This is a genomic window from Pseudomonas sp. MT3 (assembly GCF_054720805.1).
The window spans coordinates 131,381-155,513 of the sequence record NZ_JBTVPY010000003.1; the positions used below are offsets into that span (position 1 = coordinate 131,381).

Genomic DNA, 24,133 nt, shown 5'->3' on the forward strand with positions numbered 1-24,133 from the left:
AAGCCCGGGAAATCCTGTGGCACTTCGCCCTGCGGGCATCTTGCATTACACTGGCGGCCGTTCATTCCTTAACCAGTACGAGACCACCGTGCTCAAAGCACTCAAGAAAATCTTCAGCAAAGGCGAGGGCGAGCAGCCCGTCGCCACGCCGGCAGCCCCCGCCCCCGCTGCCTCCGAGCCCGCCCAGAGCGGTGAGAAGCGTCCGCGCAAACCGCGCAATCCACGCCCCCAGAGCGAGTCCGCCGAGAAGCCGGCCCGTGGCCCGAAGGGCGGCAAGCCCCGCGCCGAGCGCTCCGAGAAAGCCGAACGCGGCGAAAAGACCGAACGCACCGACAAGCCGCGCGAGCCCAGGGCCGACAAACCGCGCCGCGAGCGCAAGCCGCGCCCGCCGGTGGTGGACAACTGGAAGCTGGAAGACTTCGTGGTGGAGCCGGCCGAAGGCAAGACGCGTTTCCACGACTTCAACCTCGACCCGCGCCTGATGCACGCCATCCATGACCTGGGCTTCCCCTACTGCACGCCGATCCAGGCGCAGGTGTTGGGCTTCACCCTGCGTGGCCAGGACGCCATCGGCCGCGCCCAGACCGGCACCGGCAAGACCGCCGCGTTCCTCATCTCGATCATCACCCAGTTGCTGCAGACCCCGCCGCCGAAAGAGCGCTACATGGGCGAGCCGCGCGCGCTGATCATCGCCCCCACCCGCGAGCTGGTGGTGCAGATCGCCAACGACGCCATCGGCCTGGCCAAGTACACCGGTCTGAACGTCATGAGCTTCGTCGGCGGCATGGACTTCGACAAGCAGCTGCGCACCCTGGAATCGCGCTTCTGCGACATCCTGGTCGCCACCCCTGGCCGCCTGCTGGACTTCAACCAGCGCGGCGAGGTGCACCTGGACATGGTCGAGGTGATGGTGCTGGACGAAGCCGACCGCATGCTCGACATGGGCTTCATCCCCCAGGTCCGCCAGATCATCCGCCAGACCCCGTACAAGGGCGAGCGCCAGACCCTGCTGTTCTCCGCCACCTTCACCGACGACGTGATGAACCTGGCCAAGCAGTGGACCGTCGACCCGGCCATCGTCGAGATCGAGCCGGAGAACGTCGCCAGCGACACCGTCGAGCAGCACGTCTACGCCGTGGCCGGCAGTGACAAGTACAAGCTGCTGTACAACCTGATCGCGCAGAACGACTGGACCCGCGTGATGGTCTTCGCCAACCGCAAGGACGAGGTGCGCCGCATCGAGGAACGCCTGACCAAGGACGGCATCAGCGCCGCCCAGATGTCCGGCGACGTGCCGCAGCACAAGCGCATCAAGGTCCTGGAGGGCTTCCGTGAAGGCAAGATCCGCGTCCTGGTCGCCACCGACGTCGCCGGTCGCGGCATCCACGTCGACGGCATCAGCCACGTGATCAACTTCACCCTGCCCGAAGACCCGGACGACTACGTGCACCGCATCGGCCGTACCGGCCGCGCCGGCACCACCGGTACCTCCATCAGCTTCGCCGGCGAAGACGATGCCTTCGCCCTGCCGCCGATCGAGGAACTGCTGGGCCGCAAGATCAACTGCGAAATGCCGCCCACCGAGCTGCTCAAGCCGGTACCGCGCAAGCACTGATCGCTTGTTGCACCACCTTCTGTTGATGACAGAGAAAGGCGAAGCCACCCGGCTTCGCCTTTTTCGTTGGGCGCTACCCCTTGCAGGAGCGAGCTTGCTCGCGAACCAGCACCTCCACCGCTTCAACCCTGCGAAGCGCCTCACGACATAACCTAGGGCCGCCGGAGGACAAAAAGCAGCGTCTCCGACCATCCGCCCTTGTCGATCGATACAACAGAGTCCAGAATGGAAAAATTAATCCAAATCTGGAGTCCCGCCATGCCCGCCGCCACGCCCCTCACGCTCAACCAGGCCGAAGCCGAACGCTTGCTCGAACGGGTCGATGTGCTCCAGGCGATGCGCGACATGTTCGCCGAGCTGGCCGCCGGCGGTGCCGTGCAGCCGGCGCAGCAACTGGTGGAGTTTCCCAACGGCGGCGGCGACTTCATCAACTACCTGGGCGTGCTGGCCTCGCAGAAGGTCTACGGCGTGAAGACCTCGCCCTACATCGTGCGCCAGCCCAAGTCGCTGGTCACCGCGTGGAGCCTGCTGATGTCGATGGAGACCGGCCAGCCACTGTTGCTGTGCGACGCCGGCAGCCTGACCATCGCACGCACCGCCGCCACCACCGCCCTGGCCGTGCAGGAACTGGCGCCCCCCGCTGCCAAACGCCTGGCCATCATCGGCAGCGGCCCGGTGGCCCGTGCGCACCTGCGCTATGCCGCCGGCCTGCGCGACTGGCAGAGCATCCGCGTCTACTCGCCGAACCTGAACGCCGGCGTGCTGGCCCAGTTCGACGCCATCGACACCCGCGCCGAAGCCGCCGCCAGCGTCGAGGCCGCCGTGGCCGATGCCGACGTGGTGCTGCTCTGCACCTCCTCCGGCACCCCGGTGCTGGACCCGGCGATCCTCACCAAATCGGCGCTGATCACCTCTATCAGCACCAACGTCGCCCGCGCCCACGAAGTGCCGCCGCAATCGCTGGCGCAGATGGACGTCTACTGCGACTACCGCGCCACCACCCCGGCTTCCGCCGGCGAGATGCGCCTGGCCCGCGACGAGCACAATTGGGACGGCGCCCTCCGTGGCGACCTGCCGGAACTGGTCAGCGGCCAGGCCGCCAAGCCGGACTACCAGCGCCATGCCTTCTTCCGCTCCATCGGCCTGGGCCTGGAAGATGTCGCCCTGGCCAATGCGCTCTACCAACTCCAACGTCAGAACGCTTGAGCCGGAGAGAAACATGATCGAAGTCGACTTCCTCATCATCGGTGGCGGCATCGCCGGCGCCTCCACCGGCTACTTCCTCTCCCGTCACGGCAAGGTCGCCGTGCTGGAGCGCGAAGCCCATGCCGGCTACCACTCCACCGGCCGTTCGGCGGCGCTCTACACCGTGGCCTACGGCACGCCGCAAGTCCGCGCGCTGACCGCCGCCAGCCGTGAGTTCTTCGACAACCCGCCCGAGGGCTTCGCCGAACATCCGATCCTCACCCCGCGTGGCGAGATGACCGTGGACTTCGAAGGCAACCCGGAAGAGCTCCAGCGCCAGTACGAAAGCGCCCGCGCCAGCGTGCCGGATATGCGCCTGCTGGGTGCCGACGAGGCCTGCGCCATCGTCCCGGTGCTGCGCCGCGAGAAGGTCCACGGCGCGATGATCGACCCCAGCGCCGCCGACATCGACACCGACGGCCTGCTGCAAGGCTACCTGCGAGGCATCCGCCGCAACGGCGGCAGCCTCCACCTGGACAGCGAAGTCCTGGCCATCGGCCGCGTCGATGGTGCCTGGGAAGTCCGCTGCACCCACCAGAGCTACCGCGCGCCAGTGCTGATCAACGCCGCCGGCAGTTGGTGCGACAAGATCGCCGAGATGGCCGGCGTCACCCCGCTGGGCCTGACGCCCAAGCGCCGTGCCGCCTTCCTGTTCAGCCCGCCGGAGGGCGTCGACAGCCACGCCTGGCCGGTGCTGGTGAGCCTGGACGAATCCTTCTACTTCAAGCCCGACGCCGGCATGCTGCTCGGCTCGCCGGCCAACGCCGATCCAGTGGATCCCCACGACGTACAGCCCGAAGAGCTGGACATCGCCCTGGGCATCTACCAGATCGAGGAACACACCACCCTCAGCATCCGCCGACCGAGCCACACCTGGGCCGGCCTGCGTTCATTCTTCGCCGACGGCGATCTGGTGTCCGGCTTCGATCCAGCCACGCCCGGCTTCTACTGGGTGGCCGGCCAGGGCGGCTACGGTATCCAGACCTCGGCGGCGATGGGCGAGGCCAGCGCCGCTCTGGTCCGTGGCGAGACGCTACCCGAGCACCTGGCGCGCCACGGCCTGAGCGCCGAGATGCTGTCGCCGGCGCGTCTGTTGCAGAACTGACCGTGACAGCCCGCGGGCGCTTGCGGCACACTCGCCAGCGCCCGCCCGGCCCCACCGCCAAAGAGCCTTGCCCATGACCGCCGCAGACCCGCTGGACAACTACAAGGCAATCGCCGACGCCATCGCCACCCTGTTCTTCCCCCACGCGGAGGTGGTCATCCACGACCTGCGCAACCAGCGCGTGGCCTACCTGGCGAACAACATCTCCAAGCGCGAGATCGGCGACGACTCGGCGCTGGAAGACATGCTCGAAGGCAGCAGCGACGAGCGCAACATCGGCCCCTACGAGAAGCTCAACTGGGACGGGCAGAAGATCCGCTCCATCAGCACCGTGCTGCGCGACGGCAAGGGCGAGCCGCTGGCAGTGCTGTGCATCAACCTCAACATCACCCTGTTCGAAACCGCCAAGGCGGCGCTGGACCTGTTCCTCTCCTCGAACAAGCTGATCCCCCAGCCGGACGCACTGTTCCGCGACGACTGGCAGGAGCGCATCAACACCTTCCTGCATGGCTGGCTGCAGCAGCGCCAGCTGAGCCTGTCCACCCTCAGCCGCGACCACAAGCGCGAACTGGTCCTGGCCCTGCACGCCGAGGGGGCGTTCAAGGGCAAGAGCGCGGCGAACTATGTGGCCAACGTGCTGAACATGGGGCGGGCGACGGTTTACAAGCATTTGAAGGAGCTGAAGGAGGAGGTCTGAACGCCCTCGCCTTTCGTACGGGTTCGCGAGCAAGCTCGCTCCTACAAGAGCTACGCAGCCCCTCACCTGTAGGAGCGAGCTTACTCGCGAAGCACGGCACATTACCGATCGCGGACGGAGTCCGCTCCTACGCAGGCGGAAACACCGGAGCTGACCTGTAGGAGCGAGCTTGCTCGCGAAGCGCACGGCACATTGCCAATCAGGGTTCGCGAGCAAGCTCGCTACGAAAGAAAAACAAAAGGCCGCCCGAAGGCGGCCTTTCCTGCAATACGGCGAATAGATCAATCCCCGTAGATATCGCTCTTGAAGTACTTGCCCTCGATTTCCTTGTACTTGCCATTGGCTCGCAGCGCATCGATGGCAGCGTTGAGCTGGCCGACCAGCTCAGTGTTGCCCTTGCGCACCGCGATACCGGCGCCCTCGCCGAAGTATTTCGGGTCCTTGAACTCCGGGCCGATGAAGGCGTAGTCCTTGCCGCGTTCGGTCTGCAGGAAGCCGATCTCCAGCGGGATGGAGTCGGCGAAAGTGCCCTCCAGGCGGCCTGCGACCAGGTCCAGATAGATCTCGTCCTGGCTGGTGTAGCGCACCACGTTGGCGCCGGCCTTGCCCAACACTTCGGTGGCGAAACGGTCGGCGGTGGAGCCGCGCTGCACGCCGATGTTCTTGCCCTTGAGCTGGCTGAACTGCTCGTCCAGCGGCGAGCCTTCCTTCATCACCAGGCGGCCCGGGGTGAAGTAGTACTTGTGGGTGAAGTCCACCGAGCGCTTGCGCTCGTCGGTGATGGTGATGGACGACAGCGCGGCGTCGATCTTGCGCACCTTCAGCGAGGGGATCAGGCCGTCGTACTCCTGCTCGATCCACTGGCACTTGCGCTTCATCTGCTCGCACAGGGCATTGCCGATGTCGTAGTCGAAGCCGGCGATGCCGCCTTCGGGAGTCTTGTAGGCGAAGGGGGGATAGGCCGCCTCGATACCGATGCGCAGCGGCTTGTCGTCAGCATGGGAGAAGGTGGCGAAGGTGGCCAGCAGCAGGCCGCCCAGCAGGGCTTTGCGATTCATCGATGAACTCCGTGGCGTGGTCGGGTGAGCCGGCAGCCGTGCCGCCGGTACGTCATGGGCAGTGCGTAGTGGAAGAGCCTGGCTCGTCCGGGGTTGCGGTGCGGCACGCCGCAGCAGCATTGCCTTGCTCTCACCCAGGCGACCGTCTTGTTGTTGTTCGTCCGTGCGCGCAAGGCGCATAAACTTAAAATCCAATCTGGACTAAAAAGTACATAACGTCAATCGCCCTGCGACTGTCCGGCACACTCTCTTTTTCTGCCCCGCCGCTACTCCTTCCGGGGAATGTCGGCAGCCGGTCGATAGCCTTAGGCTGGACGTGTCCCAAGCCAATCCTAGGAGGAGTCGAACAGTTCATTCCCATGATTTCCGTAGATTCCACGGTTCAACTTGGCAGCTAGCCCAAGGCCCCGCGATACGCTCATGTCGCTGGGGCCTTTTCTTTTGTCCGGTCGGCATGGCATCCGTCTTCGTCGTCGCAGGGCCCTCCCCGCCCTATAGACGAAGCCCCGCTCCAGGCGTGGGTCTGGGCGGGGCCAAGAGGGAAAGGACGCAAGGCAAAAGGCGGGCGCAAGACCCGCCACGGGAGGATCGATCAGCCGCCGCTGAGGTTCATGAAGCGCAGCACCTGCACGTCGCCGACACTGAACTCATGGCGTGCCGGCTTGCGCTGCAGGGCGCCTTGCAAGGCGTCGAGAATCGGTTCGTCGTGCAGCGGATGGCGGCGCAGCAGGCCGCGCAGGTCCAGGGAGTTCTCGTGGCCCAGGCACAGCAGCAGGCGGCCTTCGGCGGTCAGGCGCAGGCGGTTGCAGGTGGCGCAGAAGTTGTGCGAGTGCGGCGAGATGAAGCCGATGCGCGTGCCCGGATGCTGCGCCAGGCGCACGTAGCGAGCCGGGCCGCCGCTGTGCTCGGCGCTGTCCAGCAGTTCATGGCGCTCGGCGATCAGCGCACGAACCTCGTCGCTGGAGCAGAAACTTTCCTCGCGCGCACGGCCAACCTGGCCCAGGGGCATTTCCTCGATGAAGCTGATGTCCAGCCCGTGGGCGATGGCGTAGTCCACCAGGGCCGGCACTTCGTCGGCATTACGGCCCTTCATCACCACGCAGTTCAGCTTGATATGCTCGAAACCGGCGTCCTGCGCGGCGTCGATACCCCGCAGGACTTGCTCCAGGCGGCCGGTGCGGGTGATGGCGGCGAAGCGCTGCGGGTCCAGGGTGTCGAGGCTGATGTTGAGACGCGACAGGCCGGCGCTGTACAGATCGCCCGCAAGCCGGCTGAGCTGCGAGCCGTTGCTGGTCATGCACAGTTCGCGCAGGCCGGGCAGCGCGGCCAGCCGCTCGCACAGGTGGACGATGCCGGGGCGCACCAACGGTTCGCCGCCGGTGAGGCGCAGCTTCTTCACGCCGCGCTCGACGAAAATTCGCGCCACCCGTTCGATCTCTTCCAGGGTCAGCACCTGCTGGCGTGGCAGGAAGCGCATGTTCTCGGCCATGCAGTAGACGCAGCGAAAATCGCAGCGGTCAGTCACCGACAGGCGCAGGTAGTCGATCTTGCGGCCTTGGCCGTCGATCCATTCGGACATGGTGTTCCACTCCAGCCGATCCCCATGCCCCAGGGCACGAGGACCGATATTCGTATCCGTTTCCGAAGCCCCTCCCTCCTTGGGGAGGGAAGGTCGGGAGAGAGGGGCCCGGAACCGGTTCACTGCACCAGCGGACTCTCCGCGCCGTCGAAGACGAAACCGTCGATCCGGGCCTCGCCCGCCAGTACGCTGATGTACTGGCTGACCGCACGCTGCAGCACCTGGGCGCGCAGGTAAGCGGCGATGCGCGGGCGCGCTTCGGCGAAGTCCAGCGGCTCGCCGCCATCGCGCTCGATCAGCTCGACGACGTGCAGGCCGTAGCGGCTTTCCAGCGGATGGCCGAGCAGGCCGGGTTGCTGTTGCAGCAGGCGTTTCTCGAACTCGGGAACGGTCTGCCCCGGCTCGATCCAGCCCAGATCACCGCCATCGTCTTTCGACGGGCAGTCGGAGAAGCGCATGGCCTTCTCCGCGAAACGTTCAGGGTGCTCGCGCAGTTCGGCCAGCAGCTCCTCGGCCTGTTCGCGGGCCTTGGCGCGACCTTCCAGGTCGTCCGGCGCGCAGCCCAGCAGCACGTGGCGCAGGCGCATGCGCCAGGGCGAGGTCAGGCGAGTCGGGTTGGCGTCGTACCACTGGCGGCAGCTGGATTCGTCAGCCTCGGGCACCCCAACCTCACGGTCGATCAGCGCGCGGATGCGCGCCTCTTCCGGGGCCTCGCCCTCCTCCGCGTCGGCAGTCAGGCCCAGCGCGTCGGCGCGTTGCACCAGCAGTTGGCGCACCACCAGCGCGCGGCAGGCGGAATACAGCGCCTCGGCGTGGCTGGAAGCGGGATGGTATTGCAGCTCGCGGGCCAGTTCGCCCTCGTCGATGGCGACACCGTTGACTTCAATTTTCGGAAGGTCGACGTGTTCGACCTTGGCTTCGTAGTGGGAGCAACTCATTTCGATCACCTCCGGATGGCGGGTAACGTCTTTGGCGTTATCTACCCTTCGGGTTCGAGATTCGGGTTGGGCGGATAACGCACCAGCGCTATCCGCCGCTTCATCACACTGCGCGACGCTTGGTACGGACCACCTGGTAGCGGCGGCCGAAGTACCAGACCGGGGCGCTGACGATGTGCACCAGACGGGTGAAGGGGAACAGCACGAACAGGGTCAGGCCGAGGGTCACGTGCAGCTTGTAGACCAGCGATACCGGCGCGATGGCGTCGGCGGCGGCCATCGGCTGCAGGGTGACGATGGATTGTGCCCAGTTGGCGAGCATCACCATCACCGAACCGTCCAGGTGATGGGTCGAGGCGACGATGGTGGACAGGCCGAGGATCAGTTGGACGTAGAGCACCAGCAGGATCATCAGGTCCGAGGCATTGCCGGTGGCGCGGACACGGTCGTTGGTCAGGCGGCGCAGGATCAGGCCGGTCAGGCCGATGAAGCAGAGGACGCCGAAGAAGCCACCGGAGACCATCGCCAGCAGTTGTTTCTGCTCGGTGCTGATCAGGTGCTCATAGACCGCGTGCGGGGTCAGCAGGCCGACGAAGTGGCCGGCGAGGATGAACAGCACCCCGACGTGGAACAGGTTGCTGTAGACCCGCATGCCTTTCTTGCTCAGCATCTGGCTGGAGCCGGCTTTCCAGGTGTATTGCGAGAGGTCGAAGCGCGCCCAGCTGCCAACCAGGCAGATGAGCAGCGCAACGTACGGGTAAACCCCGAAGACGAGAAGATTGAGGGACATGTTCAGGCTCCTACTTTGGCCGCCCGGTACTGCATCTGCGGAACCGGCTGGGCGACCCACTGCATGGGTTGTTCTGCGGCGGAGGAAATCCGCCGCGCGCTGGAGGACGGGCAACCGGCGGCGGGCTCGGCGAAGCTCACCGGGGTTTCCTCCCAGGCCTTGTCGATGGCTTCCAGGCTGTCGTCGCGTACTTCCTGATCACGGTCGCGCTTGAGCGCGCTCAGGTCAGGCCGCTCGCCGGACAGATCCAGCAAACCGTGGAAGACCGCCGCGTAAGGGCTGTCACGCTCGTCCAGGCGCAGCGCCAGCAGCGCGAGGATATGCGCCACTTCCGCGAGGCCCACGCGGGCCGACTCGGCGTCCTGCAGGGCGAGGAACTCCAGGTACAGCGGCAGGTAGTCCGGCAGCTCGTTGACGTCGATGGCCAGGCCCGCCCGGGTGTAGCGGTCCATCAGGTCGACCATCGCCTGGCCACGGTCACGGGATTCGCCGTGCACATGTTCGAACAGCAGCAGCGACACCGAGCGGCCGCGCTCGAACAGGCCGTCATAGCGCGCCTGCACGTCCAACAGGTCGCCCCGGCACAGCTCGTTGAGCAGCGTGGCGAGGCCGTCACGCTGCGCTTCGGGCAGGTCGCAGGTACGGATCAGGGCATGCAGCGCCAGACTCTCCTCACGCAGCTCGGCGCAAGGGTAGTCCAGCAGCAACGCGCTGAGCTTGAGCAATTGGCTATGGCCGTCCATTGAGATCGTCATGGCGGTCACTCCTGTATCTGCACGGTCTGGATGACGTTGCGCTTGTCCACGGCCTTGCCGCCGAACAGGTTCACGCCGGAGTTGCTGGAACAACCATTGCCGAAGCTGAAGCCGCAACCCGAACGCTCGGCGAAGGCATCCGACAGCGCTTCCTCGCGGTGGGCGGTCGGAATGACGAAGCGGTCTTCATAGTTGGCGATCGCCAGGTAGCGGTACATCTCTTCCACCTGGTTCACAGAGAGGCCGACCTTCTTCAGCACTTCCAGGTCCTGCTTGCCTTCCACGTGCTCGGCACGCTTGTAGGCGCGCATGGCCAGCAGGCGCTTGAGGGCCAGCAGCACCGGGGCGGTATCGCCAGCGGTCAGCAGGTTGGCCAGGTACTGCACGGGGATGCGCAGGGACTCGACGTCCGGGATCACCCCGTCGCTGCCGATGTGACCTTCGGCAGCAGCATTCTGGATCGGCGACAGCGGCGGTACGTACCAGACCATCGGCAGGGTGCGGTATTCCGGGTGCAGCGGCAGGGCCAGTTTCCAGTCCATCGCCAGCTTGTATACCGGGGACTTCTGCGCGGACTCGATGACGCTGTCCGGTACACCGTCCTTGCGGGCCTGCTCGATCACTTTCGGGTCGAACGGATCGAGGAAGATTTCCAGCTGCTTCTGGTACAGGTCGCGCTCGTTCTCGCAGGTGGCCACTTCGTGGATGCGGTCGGCGTCATACAGCAGCACGCCGAGGTAGCGGATGCGGCCCACGCAGGTTTCCGAGCAGACGGTCGGCTGACCGGCCTCGATGCGCGGGTAGCAGAAGATGCACTTCTCGGATTTGCCGCTCTTCCAGTTGAAGTAGATCTTCTTGTACGGGCAACCGCTGATGCACATGCGCCAGCCGCGGCACTTGTCCTGGTCGATCAGGACGATGCCGTCTTCCTCGCGCTTGTAGATCGCGCCGCTGGGGCACGACGCCACGCATGCCGGGTTCAGGCAGTGCTCGCACAGGCGCGGCAGGTACATCATGAAGGTGTTTTCGTACTCGCCGTAGATGTCCGCCTGGACCTTGTCGAAGTTCTTGTCCTTGCGACGCTTGGCGAACTCGGTGCCGAGGATCTCTTCCCAGTTCGGGCCCCACTCGATCTTCTGCATGCGCTGGCCGGAGATCAGCGAGCGCGGGCGGGCAACCGGCTGGTGCTGGGCCTTGGGCGCGGTGTGCAGGTGCTGGTAGTCGAAGTCGAAGGGCTCGTAGTAGTCATCGATTTCCGGCAGGTCCGGGTTGGCGAAGATGTTCGCCAGCACGCGGAACTTGCCGCCGATGCGCGGGGCGATGGAGCCGTCGGCGTTACGCTTCCAGCCACCCTTCCACTTCTCCTGGTTCTCCCACTCTTTGGGGTAACCGATGCCGGGCTTGGTTTCGACGTTGTTGAACCAGGCGTACTCGACGCCTTCGCGGCTGGTCCAGACGTTCTTGCAGGTGATGGAGCAGGTGTGGCAACCGATGCACTTGTCGAGGTTCAGCACCATGCCGACTTGCGAACGAATTTTCATGGCAGTAATCCTCAAATGTCCTGGGGCAGCGGTTGCGGCAGAGCGTCACCGCCCAGCCCGCCGTGCTCCGGCTCGTCGAGCCAGTCAACCTTGTTCATCTTGCGCACCACGACGAACTCGTCGCGGTTGCAGCCGACGGTGCCGTAGTAGTTGAAGCCCCATGCCTGCTGGGCATAGCCGCCGATCATGTGGGTGGGCTTGAGCACCACACGGGTCACCGAGTTGTGGTGACCGCCGCGGGTGCCGGTAGTCTCGCTGCCCGGCAGGTTCACGATGCGTTCCTGGGCGTGGTACATCATCACCATGCCGTCCTTCACGCGCTGGCTGACCACCGCGCGGCAGGTCGCGGCGCCGTTGGCGTTGAAGACTTCGACCCAGTCGTTGTCCTCGATGCCGGCGCGCTTGGCGTCGTTCTCGCTCATCCAGATGATCGGGCCACCGCGCGACAGGGTGAGCATCAGCAGGTTGTCGGTGTAGGTGGAGTGGATGCCCCACTTCTGGTGCGGGGTGATCCAGTTCAGGGTGATCTCGGTGTTGCCGTTGGGCTTCTTGTTGAACAGCTTGTCGGTGCTGCGGGTGTTGACCGGCGGCCGGTAGCTGACGAAGCCCTCGCCGAAGGCCTGCATCCAGGGGTGATCCTGGTAGAACTGCTGGCGGCCGGTGATGGTGCGCCACGGGATCATCTCGTGGACGTTGGTGTAGCCGGCGTTGTAGCTCACGTGCTCGTCTTCCAGGCCCGACCAGGTGGGGCTGGAGATGATCTTGCGCGGCTGCGCCTGGATGTCGCGGAAGCGGATTTTCTCTTCTTCCTTGGGCAGCGCCAGGTGGGCGTGCTCACGGCCGGTGAAGACCGACAGCGCGTCCCAGGCCTTCACGGCGACCTGGCCGTTGGTTTCCGGCGCCAGGGCGAGAATCACCTCGGCGGCGTCGATGGCGCTCTCGATGCGCGGGCGGCCTTCGCTGATGCCGGTCTCGGTGACCTTGTGGTTCAGCTCGCCAAGCAGCTTGATTTCCTTGTCGGTGTTCCAGCCGATGCCCTTGCCGCCATTGCCGAGCTTGTCGAGCAGCGGGCCGAGGGAGGTGAACTTCTTGTAGGTGTTGGGGTAGTCACGCTCGACCACGTGCAGGGTCGGCATGGTCTTGCCCGGCATGGGTTCGCACTCGCCCTTCTTCCAGTCGCTGCCGCCGAACGGCTGCGCGAGTTCGTTGGCGGTGTCGTGCAGCAGCGGCACGGTGACCAGGTCCTTCTCCACACCCAGGTGGCCGACGGAGACTTCGGAGAACTTCTTGGCGATCGCCTTGTAGATCTCCCAGTCGCTCTTGGCTTCCCAGGCCGGGTCGGTGGCGGCCGACAGCGGGTGGATGAAGGGGTGCATGTCGGAGGTGTTGAGGTCGTCCTTCTCGTACCAGGTCGCGGTCGGCAGGACGATGTCCGAGTACATGCAGGTGGAGGACATGCGGAAGTCCAGGGTGGTGACCAGGTCCAGCTTGCCTTCGGCCCCCTGGTCGACCCAGTCGACTTCGCCCGGGCACGGGCCGCCGGCCTTGCCGAGGTCGTCGTTCATCACGCCGTTCTTCGTGCCCAGCAGGTACTTGAGCATGTACTCGTGGCCCTTGCCCGAGGAGCCGAGCAGGTTGGAGCGCCAGATGAACATGTTGCGCGGGAAGTTCTGCGGATCGTCCGGCGCCTCGCTGGCCACGCGCAGGTTGCCAGCCTTGAGCTCGCGGACCACGTAGTCCTGCACCGGGATACCGGCACGCTCGGCGTCGGCGGCGATGTGCAGCGGGTTGCGGTTGAGCTGCGGGGCGGACGGCAGCCAGCCCATGCGTTCGGCGCGGATGTTGTAGTCCAGCGCGTGCTCGGGGAACTGCTTGGTGTCGGCCAGCGGCGAGAGGACTTCGTGCATCGAGATCTTCTCGTGGCGCCATTGCGAGCTGTGCAGGTAGAAGAAGCTGGTGCCGTTCATCTGCCGTGGCGGGCGGCTCCAGTCGGTGCCGAAGGCCAACGGGACCCAGCCGGTCTGCGGACGGAGTTTTTCCTGGCCGACGTAGTGCGCCCAGCCGCCGCCGCTCTGGCCGATGCAACCGCACATCATCAGCATGTTGATGACCGCGCGGTAGTTCATGTCCATGTGGTACCAGTGGTTCATCGCCGCGCCGATGATCACCATCGCCTTGCCGCGGGTCTTGTCGGCGCTGTCGGCGAACTCGCGGGCCACCTGGATCGCGCGGGCAGCCGGTACGCCGGTGATGCGGGCCTGCCAGGCCGGGGTGTAGGGCACGTCGGCGTCGGTGTAGGAAGCCGCCACGTTGGCGCCGCCCAGGCCACGGTCGACGCTGTAGTTGGCCATCTGCAGGTCATACACGGTGGCGACGCGCAGGGTCTTGCCGTCGGCGCCGGTCACTTCGCGGAACGGCACGCGGCGCACCAGCACCTCGTCGTTGTCCACGCCCTTGAAGTGCGGGTGCTCCTGCCCGGCGAAGTACGGGAAGGCCACGTCGCAGGCCTTTTCCGGGCCGTCGATCAGGGTCAGGGCCAGGCGGGTATCACGCTTCTCGCCGCCTTCCTTCTCCTCGATGTTCCACTTGCCCGACTCGCCCCAGCGGTAGCCGATGGTGCCGGTGGGCGAGACCAGTTCGCCGGAGATTTCGTCCAGGCCGATGGTCTTCCACTCGGGGTTGTTATCCTGGCCGAGGTTGTTCGCCAGGTCTGCCGCGCGCAGGTAGCGGGTCGGCTTGAGTACACCGTCGGTGTGCGGCTCCAGCAGCACCAGCATCGGCATGTCGGTGTACTGGCGGCAGTAATCGACGAAGTAGGCGCTGGGCTTCTCGAGGTGGAATTCCTTGAGGATGACGTGACCAAAAGCCATGCCCAGCGCGGCGTCGGTGCCCTGCTTGGGGTTGAGCCAGAGGTCGGTGAGCTTGGCCACCTCGGAGTAGTCCGGGGTGACGGAGACGGTCTTGGTGCCCTTGTAGCGGACTTCGGTGAAGAAGTGTGCGTCGGGGGTACGGGTCTGCGGGACGTTGGAGCCCCAGGCGATGATGTAGCTGGAGTTGTACCAGTCGGCGGACTCCGGCACGTCGGTCTGCTCGCCCCAGATCTGCGGGCTGGCGGGCGGCAGGTCGCAATACCAGTCGTAGAAGGACAGGCACACGCCGCCGATCAGCGACAGGTAACGGGCGCCAGCGGCATAGCTGACCATCGACATGGCCGGGATCGGCGAGAAGCCGACGACGCGGTCCGGGCCGTAGACCTTGGCGGTGTAGACGTTGGCGGCGGCGATGATCTCGGTGACTTCGTTCCAGCTGGAGCGGACGAAACCGCCCAGGCCGCGCTCGCTCTTGTAGCTCTTGGCCTTGGCCGAGTCCTCGACGATGCTGGCCCAGGCGTCCACCGGATCGTTGTGGGTGGTGCGTGCTTCACGCCAGAGCTTGAGCAGCGGCTTGCGCACCTTGGGGTACTTCAGGCGGTTGGCGCTGTAGATGTACCAGGAGTAGCTGGCGCCACGGGGGCAGCCGCGCGGCTCGTGGTTGGGCAGGTCCGGGCGGGTGCGCGGGTAGTCGGTCTGCTGGGTTTCCCAGGTGATCAGGCCGTTCTTCACGTAGATTTTCCAGGAGCACGATCCTGTGCAGTTCACCCCGTGGGTGGAGCGCACGATCTTGTCGTGCTGCCAGCGCTGCCGATAACTGTTTTCCCAGGCACGGCTCTCGTTGCTGACTTCGCCATGACCATCAGCGAATTCACCCTGCTTCTTCTTGAAGAATTGCAGGCGGTCGAGCAGGTAACTCATCTATATCTCCTCACCCGGTCTACGCCGGGCGTTCAAACGCCAATCAAGCTCGCGGAACGGTGGGATGGCGGACGCACGGCGCGCCCGCCACAGCAATCAGCAGGGGCTCTCGGCCCCTTTGCGGGCGTACCACCACCAGGTGGCGACGATGCAGCTCAGGTAGTACGCGACGAACACGTAGAGGGCACCCTCGGCGCTGCCGGTCATGTCCAGCGAAGTGCCGAAGGCCTTGGGAATGAAGAAGCCGCCGAAGGCGCCGATGGCGGCGGAGAAGCCGATCACCGCAGCCGACTCCATGCTGGCGTTCTTGGTTGCCTGGGCTTCGGTGAAGCCGCCCCGCTTCAGGCGTGCGGCCCACTCGTTGCGGAAGATCACCGGGATCATGCGGAAGGTGCTGCCGTTGCCGATGCCGGCGAAGAAGAACAGCCCGATGAAGGAGCCGAGGAAGCCGAAGAAGCTGCCGGCGTTGCCAGCGCTGGGCAGGAAGCTGATCACCGCGAACACCCCGGCGATCATCGCCGCGTAGTTCCACAGGGTGATGCGCGCGCCGCCGAACTTGTCCGCCAGCCAGCCACCCAGCGGCCGGCTCAGGGCGCCTACCAGCGGGCCGAGGAAGGCGTACTGCAGCGGGTTGATGTCCGGGAACTGGGTCTTGCTGAGCATGGCGAAGCCGGCGGAGAAGCCGATGAACGAGCCGAAGGTGGCCACGTACAGCCAGCACATCAGCCAGTTGTGCTTGCGCTTGAAGATCACCGACTGCTCGCGGAACGAGGCCTTGGCGTCGGCGATGTCGTTCATGCCGAACCAGGCGGCGATGGCCACCACGGCGATGAAGGGCACCCAGATCCAGCCGGCGTTCTGCAGGAACAGGCGACCGCCGTCCGACAGCTGCTGCGGTTCGCCGCCGAAGGCGCCGAACAGGCCACCGGCCACGGCCAGCGGTACGGCAAACTGCATCACCGAGACGCCCAGGTTACCCAGGCCGGCGTTCAGGCCCAGGGCGGTGCCCTGCTGATTCTTGGGGTAGAAGAAGCTGATGTTGGACATGCTGGAGGCGAAGTTGCCGCCGCCGAAGCCGCACAGCAGCGCGATGGTCGCGAACACCCAGTACGGGGTGGTCGGGTCCTGCACGGCGAAGCCCAGCCAGATGCAGGGGATCAACAGCGAGGCGGTGGACAGCGCGGTCCAGCGGCGGCCGCCGACCATCGGCACCATGAAGGAGTAGAACACCCGCAGGGTGGCGCCGGAGATCGACGGCAGCGCGGCGAGCAGGAACAGCTGGTCGTTGCTGAAGCTGAAACCGGCGGCGTTCAGGCGCACGGTGACGGTGCTCCAGATCATCCACACGGCGAAGGCCAGGAGCAGCGCGGGGATAGAGATCCACAGGTTGCGCGCGGCGATGCGCTTGCCGCTGCGCGCCCAGAACTCGGAGTCCTCGGGGCGCCAGTCGATCAGCAGCGGACCGCTGGCGGCTTTGAGTTGGGTGTTCATCATGCCCATGACGGCACTACCTCAGGATTGACTGAAAGGAATGGGGGTAGCGTCGACGTCAGCCGCCTGGGCCTGACCGTCGAGACGTTGCTGCTGTTTGATCGCGTAGTGCATCCAGACCATGCAGATCACGGTCAGGCCGAACAGCAACATGAAGCAGGAGGAGCGCACGCCGATGTGGTCGGCGGCGTAGCCGAACAGGATGGGCAGGCAGAAGCCGCCGAGGCCGCCGATGACCCCGACCATGCCGCCGACGGTGCCCATGTTCTGCGGGTAGTAGTCGTGGATGATCCGGTACACGCTGGCCTTGCCGAAGCCCTGGGCGATGCCGACGACGAACACCAGGAAGGTGAACAGCCAGACGTTCAGGCCGATACCGAGACTCACGTCACCCTTGATGCCGTGGATGGTCATGGTGGTCGGCGGATAGGACAGGAAGAACAGGCAGACCAGGCAGATCCAGAACACGCCCCAGTTCACCGCGCGAGCGCCATAGTGGTCGCTGAACCAGCCGCCCAGGGCGCGGATCAGGCCCGATGGCAGGGTGAACAGCATGGTGATGAAGGATGCGGTGCGCAGGTCCAGGCCGTACTCGGCGATGTAGTACTTGGGCAGCCACAGGGCCAGGGCGACGAAGCCGCCGAAGACAAAGAAGTAGTACAGGCCGAAGCGCCACACGCGCAGTTCGCCCAGCGGCGCCAGTTGCTTGGCCAGGGTCGGGCGCGGGCGGCCCGGGTCGGCGTCGCCGCCCTTGGTGTGGGCCGGGTCCGTCCAGGTGCAGAACCAGAACAGCAGCGCGGTCACCAGCATGGCCACCGAGTAGATCTGCGGCACCATGCGCCAGCCGAAGGCAACCACGATCATCGGCGCCACCAGGTTGGTGATCGCGGCGCCCGCGTTGCCAGCGCCGAAGATGCCCATCGCGGTGCCCTGGCGCTCCTTCTCGAACCACGAGGAGGTGTAGGCGATGCCCACGGCGAAGGAGCCGCCGGCCAGGCCGACGAACAGGCCCAGCACCAGGTAGTGCCAGTAGAGGGTGGCGAAGGCCAGACCGTAGATCGGGATGGCCACCAGCAGCATGTGGATGAAGAACACGATGCGCCCGCCGAAGCGGTCGGTGATCAGCCCTAGCGGCAGACGCACCAGCGAACCGGTCAAGATCGGTAGCGCCACCATCAGGCCGAACTGCGCCTCGGACAGGCCCAGTTCCTCCTTGATGCGGATACCGATGATCGAAAACATCGTCCAGACCGCGAAGTTCACGGCGAACGCCAGTGTGCTCATGCCGAGCACGGAGTACTGTTTCTGACGATGAGACAACATGGCTAAGCTCACTTCCTGACAGCCTTTGCCCGCACGTTAGGTAAGGCTTAAGCCTCGTCTCTTGATCGCCATCAATGAGCCAACGGGCGATTCATGAGCAGATGCGCGCCGCTACCTCCAAGTAGGTATCTACGAAATGAATGCTTAACTTATTGTTTTTAAAGGCATTTTTAATGAACACCGCACCTTCGACCGAGCCTTCCGCGAACGACCGAATCTTTGTGGGTAGTCCGCCCGCCAGCCGCACGGCCCTGCGCAAATCCATCGTCGTCCGCTTCGGCTGCTACCTCACCCTGCTGGTTTCCCTGGCGCTCGCCGGCATGTTCAGCGCCCTGCTGTTCGCCGACTACTCGCACCAGGACGCCGCGGTGATCAACCAGGCCGGCTCGCTGCGCATGCTCACTTACCGCCTGGCGCTGGATCCGTCGCCGATCAACCGCCAGGCGCTGCAGTCGACCCTCGCCGCGCGCCTGGACAACGACGAAATCACCCGCCTGCTGCGCCGCTCCGACGTCGACGCGCCGATCCGCCAGCAGCATGATCAGTTGCGCCAGGAGCTGAACAAGCTCGACCTCTCCCAGGAGCCGACACTGAGCACCCTGGACACCTTCGTCAGCCACATCGATGCCTTCGTCGGCACGCTCCAGAACAACGCCGAGCAGCGCTCGCAGATGCTCAGCACAGTGCAGGGCCTGTGCCTGTTCCTCAGCCTGCTGGTGGTCTTCATCAGCCTCTATGACCTGAGCTACCACGTGGTCGGTCCGCTGCGCGACCTCACCAGCACCGCCCGCCGGCTCGGAGAGGGCGACCTCAGCGCGCGGGTCAGCAGCAGCGGCGAGGACGAACTGAGCCAACTGGGCGAACGCTTCAACCAGATGGCAACGGAGCTGCAGGCCATCTACCGCGAACTGGAGGCGCGGGTGGAAGACAAGACCCGCGACCTCTCCAACAGCCACCAGCGCCTGGAGCTGCTCTACGCCAGCGCCCGCCGCCTGGGCCAGGACCCCTACGACGAACGCACTCTGCAACCGCTGCTGAACCAGCTGGAGCGCGTACTGCAGGGCGGCAAGGTGACCCTGTGCCTGAACAAGGACGGCGTCGAACGCGCCTACACCTCGCTCACTACCGACGGCATCACCGGCAGCTTCTGCCTGCAGGGCAACTGCGGCGACTGCCGCGCCCAGGCCGCCCACTGCGGCGAACCGAGCCGGGGCATAAACCCGTTACTGATGCAACCGCTGACCATCGGCGAACACCGCTTCGGCGAGCTGTTCATCGAGACCACCAGCGGCCGCCTGGAAGACTGGCAGCGGCAGTTCGTCGAAGGTTTCTGCGACAACATCGCGCGCACCTTCGCCCTGTCCCTGCAGCAGGAACAGGAAAACCGCCTGGCGCTGTTCGCCGAGCGCAGCACCATCGCCCGCGAGCTGCACGACTCGCTGGCACAGTCGCTGTCCTACCTGAAGATCCAGGTCAGCCGCCTGGCCACCCTGCTCAAGCGTGACGTGCCGCCGCAGAAGATCGAGGAAACCCTCGACGAGCTGCGCGAAGGCCTCAACAGCGCCTACCGCCAGCTGCGCGAACTGCTCACCACCTTCCGCCTGAGCCTGGAGCAATCCAGCCTGGAAGCGGCGCTGGTGAAGACCGTGGAAGAGTTCGGCGAGCGCGGCGGCCTGTCCATCGAACTGGACAACCGCCTGGCGCACATCCCGCTCAACCCCAACGAGGAAATCCACATCCTGCAGATCGTCCGCGAGGCGCTCTCCAACGTGGTGCGTCACGCCCAAGCGAGCCACGCCAAGGTGAGCCTCGCCGAAGACGCCGACGACCAGGTGTGCATCACCATCGATGATGACGGAGTGGGCTTTGACCCAGCGCAGAGCCGTAACGGCCACTATGGGCTTAGCATCATGCGTGAGCGCAGCCAGACTCTGGAAGCCACCTTCACCATCGTCCCGCGCGAACCGCTGGGCACCCGTGTCAGCGTACGTTTCACCCACAAACCCCTGTCGCAACACCCGGAGAACCCCTCATGACGGCCACCCCCACCGATGACCGCGCCCGCATCCTGCTCGTCGACGACCACCCGATGATGCGCAAGGGAGTGATCCAGTTGCTGGAGTTCGAAGACGACCTGCGTGTGGTGGGCGAAGCCAGCAGCGGCGAAGAAGCCCTGCACATGGCCGCGGAACTGGAGCCGGACATGATCCTGCTCGACCTGAACATGAAAGGCATGAACGGCCTGGATACCCTGCGGGCGATGCGCGAGAACGGCGTGGATGCGCGCATCGTGGTGTTCACCGTCTCGGACGATCGCAACGACGTGATCAACGTATTGCGCGCCGGTGCCGACGGCTACCTGCTCAAGGACATGGAGCCCGAGCGCCTGCTGGAACACATCCGCCAGGCTGCCACCGGCCAGCTCACCATCAGCCCGCAACTGACCCAGGTGCTGGCCCAGGCCCTGCGTGGCGACGACCGTCCCAAGGGCATCGAGGAACTCACCGACCGCGAACGGCAGATCCTCCGCCAGCTCGCCCACGGCTACAGCAACAAGATGATCGCGCGAAAGCTCGACATCACCGAAGGCACGGTGAAAGTCCACGTCAAGCGCGTGCTGCACAAGCTGGGCATGCGCTCGCGCGTCGAGGCGGCAGTCTGGGCAGTAGAGAACCATCTGGTCTGATCTACGAGCCGAGCGAACCCCTACCTGTAGGAGCGAGCTTGCTCGCGAACGGCCCCGCAGCAGAGTTTGTTCGCGAGCAAGCTCGCTCCTACGAAGAGCTCTTCTCCAAACCACCTCGGCGCTCCAATCCGGCTTGATTCAGCCTCGCAGGGCGGATACCGCAGTCACCCCATACCAAGACACGAGCCGGGCCTGCGCTCGCACGTGGCAGCAGTAGAGAACCATCTGGTCCGATCTACGAGCCGAGCGAGCCCTTACCCGTAGGAGCGAGCTTGCTCGCGAACGGCCCCGCAGCAGAGTTTGTTCGCGAGCAAGCTCGCCTCACGAAGAGCCCTTCCCCGCCTACCTCGCTCGGAGTAGTCCTCCACCCGACTTGATTCAGATCATGTCGCGACAAGGCGTCGCGGCGGGACACTGTGGGACTCACCCAGGAGGTTCCCATGCCGCCCTCGCCGCACCTGCCCCTCGTCTACTCCTGCTCCGGCTGCTCCAACCTCGCGCAGCTGGCCAATGACCTCGCCCTGCGCCTGGACCGTGACGGTCTGGCGGAAATGTCCTGCATCGCGGGCGTAGGTGGCGACGTACCGGCGCTGGTGAAGAAGGCCTGCTCCGGTCGGCCGATCATCGCCGTGGACGGCTGCCACCTGCACTGCGTGCAGAACTGCCTGGCACGTCACGGGGTGAAGGCCGAGCACGAGATCACCCTGACCGAGTACGGCCTGAAGAAACGCTACGGCCAGGATGCGCCGGTACAGGACTTCGAGATGCTCTACGAGGAATTGCAGTTCCTCGTACGCGTCCCGGTCTGAGCCTTCGCCGCTCAGGCGAGGCACAAGACCACAAACGGACACTGGCGCAGGATGGGGCGGGCGGCGCGCCGCGAGCTTGCGATACCCATGCTGTCCTGGCACGCCAACCGATGGGTATCGCTTCGCTCCACGCCATCCTACGGGGAACGGATCAGGCGTTTTCCTGCACTACCCGGCTGGCGCGGCGCATGGCGCTCCACAGCCAGGCCGGCAGACTGTCCGGGTCGAGGCTGTCGATCAGGTTTTTCACTGCCAGCCCCAGCTCCGTATCGCCCTCGATCACCAGACGACGGCGGAAGAACAACGTGTCCGGATCCTCCTGCCGTCCCGCCAGCAACAGAAAATCACGCCAGCTGCCACGAATGGTGACGCTTGGTACACAGGCATCGGCGAAACGCAGGCCGTCACGGCCACGCGTAAAGCTCCAGCCCAGGCCGAGATCACTCACCTCCAGGCGTAGCCAGTGCCCATCGAGGATGTCGAAGGCGCCGTCCGCCAGGGGTTCGGCGAACAGCCGGTTGGCGGCGCGCTGCAGCACCGCCCGCTGCAACCCCAGAGGGACACGGGCGGCCAGTGGCAGGAGGCGATCGGCGACGCGCAAGGCGCCGGTTTCGAGAGTCAGCACAGGTTCACCTCATCGCTGCGCAGCATGCCCGGACGGCCATGCCAGTATCCGTTGCAACCCGTCACCGCCAGCGGCGGCGTGACGCCCTTGCGCACACGGTCGAAGGCCTGCACCACGTCCACCATCCCCTCGGCGCGGGGGCTCAGGCGCAGCAGATCGGCGCCACAGTCGCGCAGCGAGGCGTAGTCCGCCAGCAGGTTGCTGACCTCGCCGGACATGGTCTGGATGCCGTTCAGGGTGAACAGCGGCATGCCCTCCTGGCTGAGCATCGACATGCCCTCCGGGTAGTTCATGCAGCAGAACTGGCAGTCGTCCTTGGGCCGGTTCTCCGCCCGCGCGGTGAAGCAACGCGCCGAGTAGGCCAGCGGCAGATGACCGTAGGCGAACACCTCGGTCTCCACATCGTTGATGCCCAGTTCGCGAGCCTGTTCGATCACCGCGTGGATCTGCTCCCCGGAGCACTCCACCGGCGGCACCCAGCGGCGCAATCCCGCTTCGCGCAGTTCAGACAGCGTGTGGCCGTTGTAGACGTTCAGCGCCGGCCCGCCGACGAACTCGACGCCGAGCGTACTGAGTATCTGCACCGCGCCCATGTCGCTCGCCTCGACCTGCAGCTCGCCGTTGGCGCACAGGCGGCGAAGCGACGACAGCTCGGAGGCCGCCTCGATCAGCGCCAGGCCCGAGATGAGGATCTGCGCCCCGCTCTGCTGCTGCAGTTCGCGTCCCAGGCCCAGCCAGTTGTCGAGCGACATGGCGCGGCGTTTGGAGCAGACGGTCTCGCCGATATAGATGGCGTCCAGCGGCTGTTCGGCCATCTGCGCATAAAAATCCAGGAGTGTCCGGCGGTCCCAGTAGAACAGCACCGGTCCTAAGCTGAGTTTCATCACAACGTCCTCAGAGTCTGTCCAACGCCTGCCTACGCTTGCTCATGCCGCGTTGGGAACAGACTCAAAATGCTCATTTACAGCGCGTAAACCGCGCTTTCTCGCCTGTTTCCGCCTTGCCTGAGCTGCGCCCGGCGAGACCTTGAACAGACTCTCACTGCCAGGAGCGATGGTAGGCGCCCAGGGTTGTCTGGTGGCCTTCGGAAAGCTTGTCCAGGGCGTCCTGCCACTGCGTCAGCGCGCGGTAGTTCTCGGGCGCGCGCTTCCACGCATCCAGCGCCTGGCGCCAGACGCGGGTGACCTGCTCGACATAGGCCGGGCTGCGTTGCCGGCCCTCGATCTTCACCGCCGCCACACCGATTTCCGCCAGTTGCGGGATCAGGTCGATGGTATTCAGGCTGGTGGGCTCCTCCAGGGCATGGAAGCGCTCGCCGTTGACCACGAAACGGCCCTTGCACAGGGTCGGATAGCCGGCCGGTTCGTCCGGCGCGTAGCGGTCGATCAGCACGTCGTTGAGGCGCGAGGTCAGGCCCTCGGGCTCCTCGCTCCAGCGCACCGCCTTGGCCGGCGAGCAGACGCCGCAGAGGTTGGGCGACTCGCCGGTGACATAGGACGACAGGTGGCAGCGTCCCTCGGCCATGATGCACAGGCTGCCGAAGGCGAAGACTTCGATGGGCACCGGGCTGTTCGCCGCCACCTGGCGCACCTGCGCCAGCGACAGCACGCGCGGCAGTACGGCGCGGCGGATGCCGTAGCGCTCGTGGTAGAACGCCAGCGCCGCGACGTTGGTGGCCGAGCCCTGCACCGAGAGGTGCAGCGCGAGGCCGGGATGGCGCTTGGCGGCGTAGCCGAGCACCGCGCAGTCGGCGGCGATCAGCGCATCCACACCCAGGTCGGCGGCGTGGTCCACGGCGCGTTGCCAGCGCGCCCAGCCGGCCGCGCCGGGGTAGGTGTTGACCGCCACGTACATCTGCTTGCCGGCGCCGTGGATGAGGTCCACGCCCTGGCGCAGCTGGCGGTCATCGAGGTTGAGGCCGGCGAAGTGCCGGGCATTGGTGTCATCGCGAAAACCGACATAGATGGCGTCGGCCCCTTCGCGCAAGGCCGACTTCAAGGCGGGCAGACTCCCCGCCGGACAGACCAGTTGCATACTTCCCCCTGATCAATGGAAGGCCGCCGGTCCCCACCGGCGGCCGGGAAC

At 65.6% G+C, this 24,133-nt stretch carries 19 protein-coding genes; 7 read left to right on the forward strand and 12 right to left on the reverse strand.

Annotated elements, in window-relative coordinates; all coding sequences use genetic code 11:
- Positions 1 to 88: 88 nt before the first annotated feature.
- The 4 genes from rhlB (at position 89) to ACYCAX_RS04155 (ending at position 4,662) form a co-directional block, all read left to right on the forward strand.
- Positions 89 to 1,615 (forward strand): ATP-dependent RNA helicase RhlB, encoded by a 1,527-nt coding sequence (gene rhlB / locus ACYCAX_RS04140; RefSeq protein WP_015478573.1) that lies wholly within the window; start codon positions 89 to 91, stop codon positions 1,613 to 1,615.
- 258 nt (positions 1,616 to 1,873) lie between these two features.
- Entirely contained in the window at positions 1,874 to 2,821 is a 948-nt protein-coding gene (locus tag ACYCAX_RS04145) for an ornithine cyclodeaminase family protein (protein ID WP_294976977.1), read from the forward strand.
- Positions 2,822 to 2,834: 13 nt separating this feature from the next.
- Positions 2,835 to 3,965 carry an NAD(P)/FAD-dependent oxidoreductase gene (locus ACYCAX_RS04150; RefSeq protein ID WP_015478575.1) on the forward strand — a complete coding sequence of 377 codons (1,131 nt, stop codon included), beginning with the start codon at positions 2,835 to 2,837 and terminating at the stop codon, positions 3,963 to 3,965.
- A gap of 73 nt (positions 3,966 to 4,038) precedes the next feature.
- Positions 4,039 to 4,662 (forward strand): helix-turn-helix transcriptional regulator, encoded by a 624-nt coding sequence (locus ACYCAX_RS04155; RefSeq protein ID WP_015478576.1) that lies wholly within the window; start codon positions 4,039 to 4,041, stop codon positions 4,660 to 4,662.
- 281 nt (positions 4,663 to 4,943) lie between these two features.
- On the opposite strand, the gene ACYCAX_RS04160 is transcribed toward ACYCAX_RS04155, so the two are convergent.
- From ACYCAX_RS04160 to ACYCAX_RS04200, 9 genes are all read right to left on the reverse strand, one after another.
- Positions 4,944 to 5,720, reverse strand: coding sequence for an ABC transporter substrate-binding protein (locus ACYCAX_RS04160; protein ID WP_460247471.1), 777 nt, complete (start codon positions 5,718 to 5,720; stop codon positions 4,944 to 4,946).
- 592 nt (positions 5,721 to 6,312) lie between these two features.
- Positions 6,313 to 7,299 (reverse strand): GTP 3',8-cyclase MoaA, encoded by a 987-nt coding sequence (gene moaA / locus ACYCAX_RS04165; RefSeq protein WP_015478578.1) that lies wholly within the window; start codon positions 7,297 to 7,299, stop codon positions 6,313 to 6,315.
- 119 nt (positions 7,300 to 7,418) lie between these two features.
- Positions 7,419 to 8,237, reverse strand: a complete 819-nt coding sequence (locus ACYCAX_RS04170; protein WP_015478579.1) for a peptidylprolyl isomerase — start codon at positions 8,235 to 8,237, stop codon at positions 7,419 to 7,421.
- A 103-nt stretch (positions 8,238 to 8,340) separates the two neighbouring features.
- Positions 8,341 to 9,027, reverse strand: coding sequence for a respiratory nitrate reductase subunit gamma (gene narI / locus ACYCAX_RS04175; RefSeq protein WP_015478580.1), 687 nt, complete (start codon positions 9,025 to 9,027; stop codon positions 8,341 to 8,343).
- 2 nt (positions 9,028 to 9,029) lie between these two features.
- Entirely contained in the window at positions 9,030 to 9,770 is a 741-nt protein-coding gene (gene narJ, locus ACYCAX_RS04180; protein ID WP_460247520.1) for a nitrate reductase molybdenum cofactor assembly chaperone, read from the reverse strand.
- 17 nt (positions 9,771 to 9,787) lie between these two features.
- Positions 9,788 to 11,323: a nitrate reductase subunit beta gene (narH, locus tag ACYCAX_RS04185; RefSeq protein WP_015478582.1), complete on the reverse strand. Its 1,536-nt coding sequence runs from the start codon at positions 11,321 to 11,323 to the stop codon at positions 9,788 to 9,790.
- Between the two features lie 11 nt (positions 11,324 to 11,334).
- The gene (locus ACYCAX_RS04190) at positions 11,335 to 15,114 is read right to left on the reverse strand and encodes a nitrate reductase subunit alpha (protein WP_015478583.1); all 3,780 of its coding nucleotides are present in this window, start codon (positions 15,112 to 15,114) and stop codon (positions 11,335 to 11,337) included.
- A 96-nt stretch (positions 15,115 to 15,210) separates the two neighbouring features.
- Entirely contained in the window at positions 15,211 to 16,614 is a 1,404-nt protein-coding gene (locus ACYCAX_RS04195; protein ID WP_460247472.1) for a NarK family nitrate/nitrite MFS transporter, read from the reverse strand.
- 12 nt (positions 16,615 to 16,626) lie between these two features.
- The gene (locus ACYCAX_RS04200) at positions 16,627 to 17,928 is read right to left on the reverse strand and encodes a nitrate/nitrite transporter (RefSeq protein WP_041712154.1); all 1,302 of its coding nucleotides are present in this window, start codon (positions 17,926 to 17,928) and stop codon (positions 16,627 to 16,629) included.
- A gap of 173 nt (positions 17,929 to 18,101) precedes the next feature.
- Here ACYCAX_RS04200 and ACYCAX_RS04205 point away from each other — a divergent pair, with 173 nt between their 5' ends.
- From ACYCAX_RS04205 to ACYCAX_RS04215, 3 genes are all read left to right on the forward strand, one after another.
- Entirely contained in the window at positions 18,102 to 19,964 is a 1,863-nt protein-coding gene (locus ACYCAX_RS04205) for a histidine kinase (RefSeq protein ID WP_460247473.1), read from the forward strand.
- Positions 19,961 to 20,614, forward strand: a complete 654-nt coding sequence (gene narL, locus ACYCAX_RS04210; protein ID WP_294976988.1) for a two-component system response regulator NarL — start codon at positions 19,961 to 19,963, stop codon at positions 20,612 to 20,614. Before ACYCAX_RS04205 ends, narL begins: the two co-directional genes overlap by 4 nt.
- Before the next feature lie 440 nt (positions 20,615 to 21,054).
- A complete protein-coding gene (locus ACYCAX_RS04215) occupies positions 21,055 to 21,423 on the forward strand; it encodes a putative zinc-binding protein (protein ID WP_294976990.1) in 369 nt (122 codons plus the stop codon).
- A gap of 151 nt (positions 21,424 to 21,574) precedes the next feature.
- Here ACYCAX_RS04215 and ubiT read toward each other — a convergent pair whose 3' ends face one another.
- The 3 genes from ubiT to ubiU form a co-directional block, all read right to left on the reverse strand.
- Complete coding sequence (gene ubiT, locus ACYCAX_RS04220; RefSeq protein WP_015478589.1) at positions 21,575 to 22,048, reverse strand: ubiquinone anaerobic biosynthesis accessory factor UbiT; 474 nt, start codon at positions 22,046 to 22,048, stop codon at positions 21,575 to 21,577.
- Positions 22,042 to 22,932, reverse strand: coding sequence for a U32 family peptidase (locus tag ACYCAX_RS04225; protein WP_015478590.1), 891 nt, complete (start codon positions 22,930 to 22,932; stop codon positions 22,042 to 22,044). Before ACYCAX_RS04225 ends, ubiT begins: the two co-directional genes overlap by 7 nt.
- A gap of 154 nt (positions 22,933 to 23,086) precedes the next feature.
- Positions 23,087 to 24,082, reverse strand: a complete 996-nt coding sequence (ubiU, locus tag ACYCAX_RS04230; protein WP_294976993.1) for a ubiquinone anaerobic biosynthesis protein UbiU — start codon at positions 24,080 to 24,082, stop codon at positions 23,087 to 23,089.
- Positions 24,083 to 24,133 lie beyond the last annotated feature (51 nt).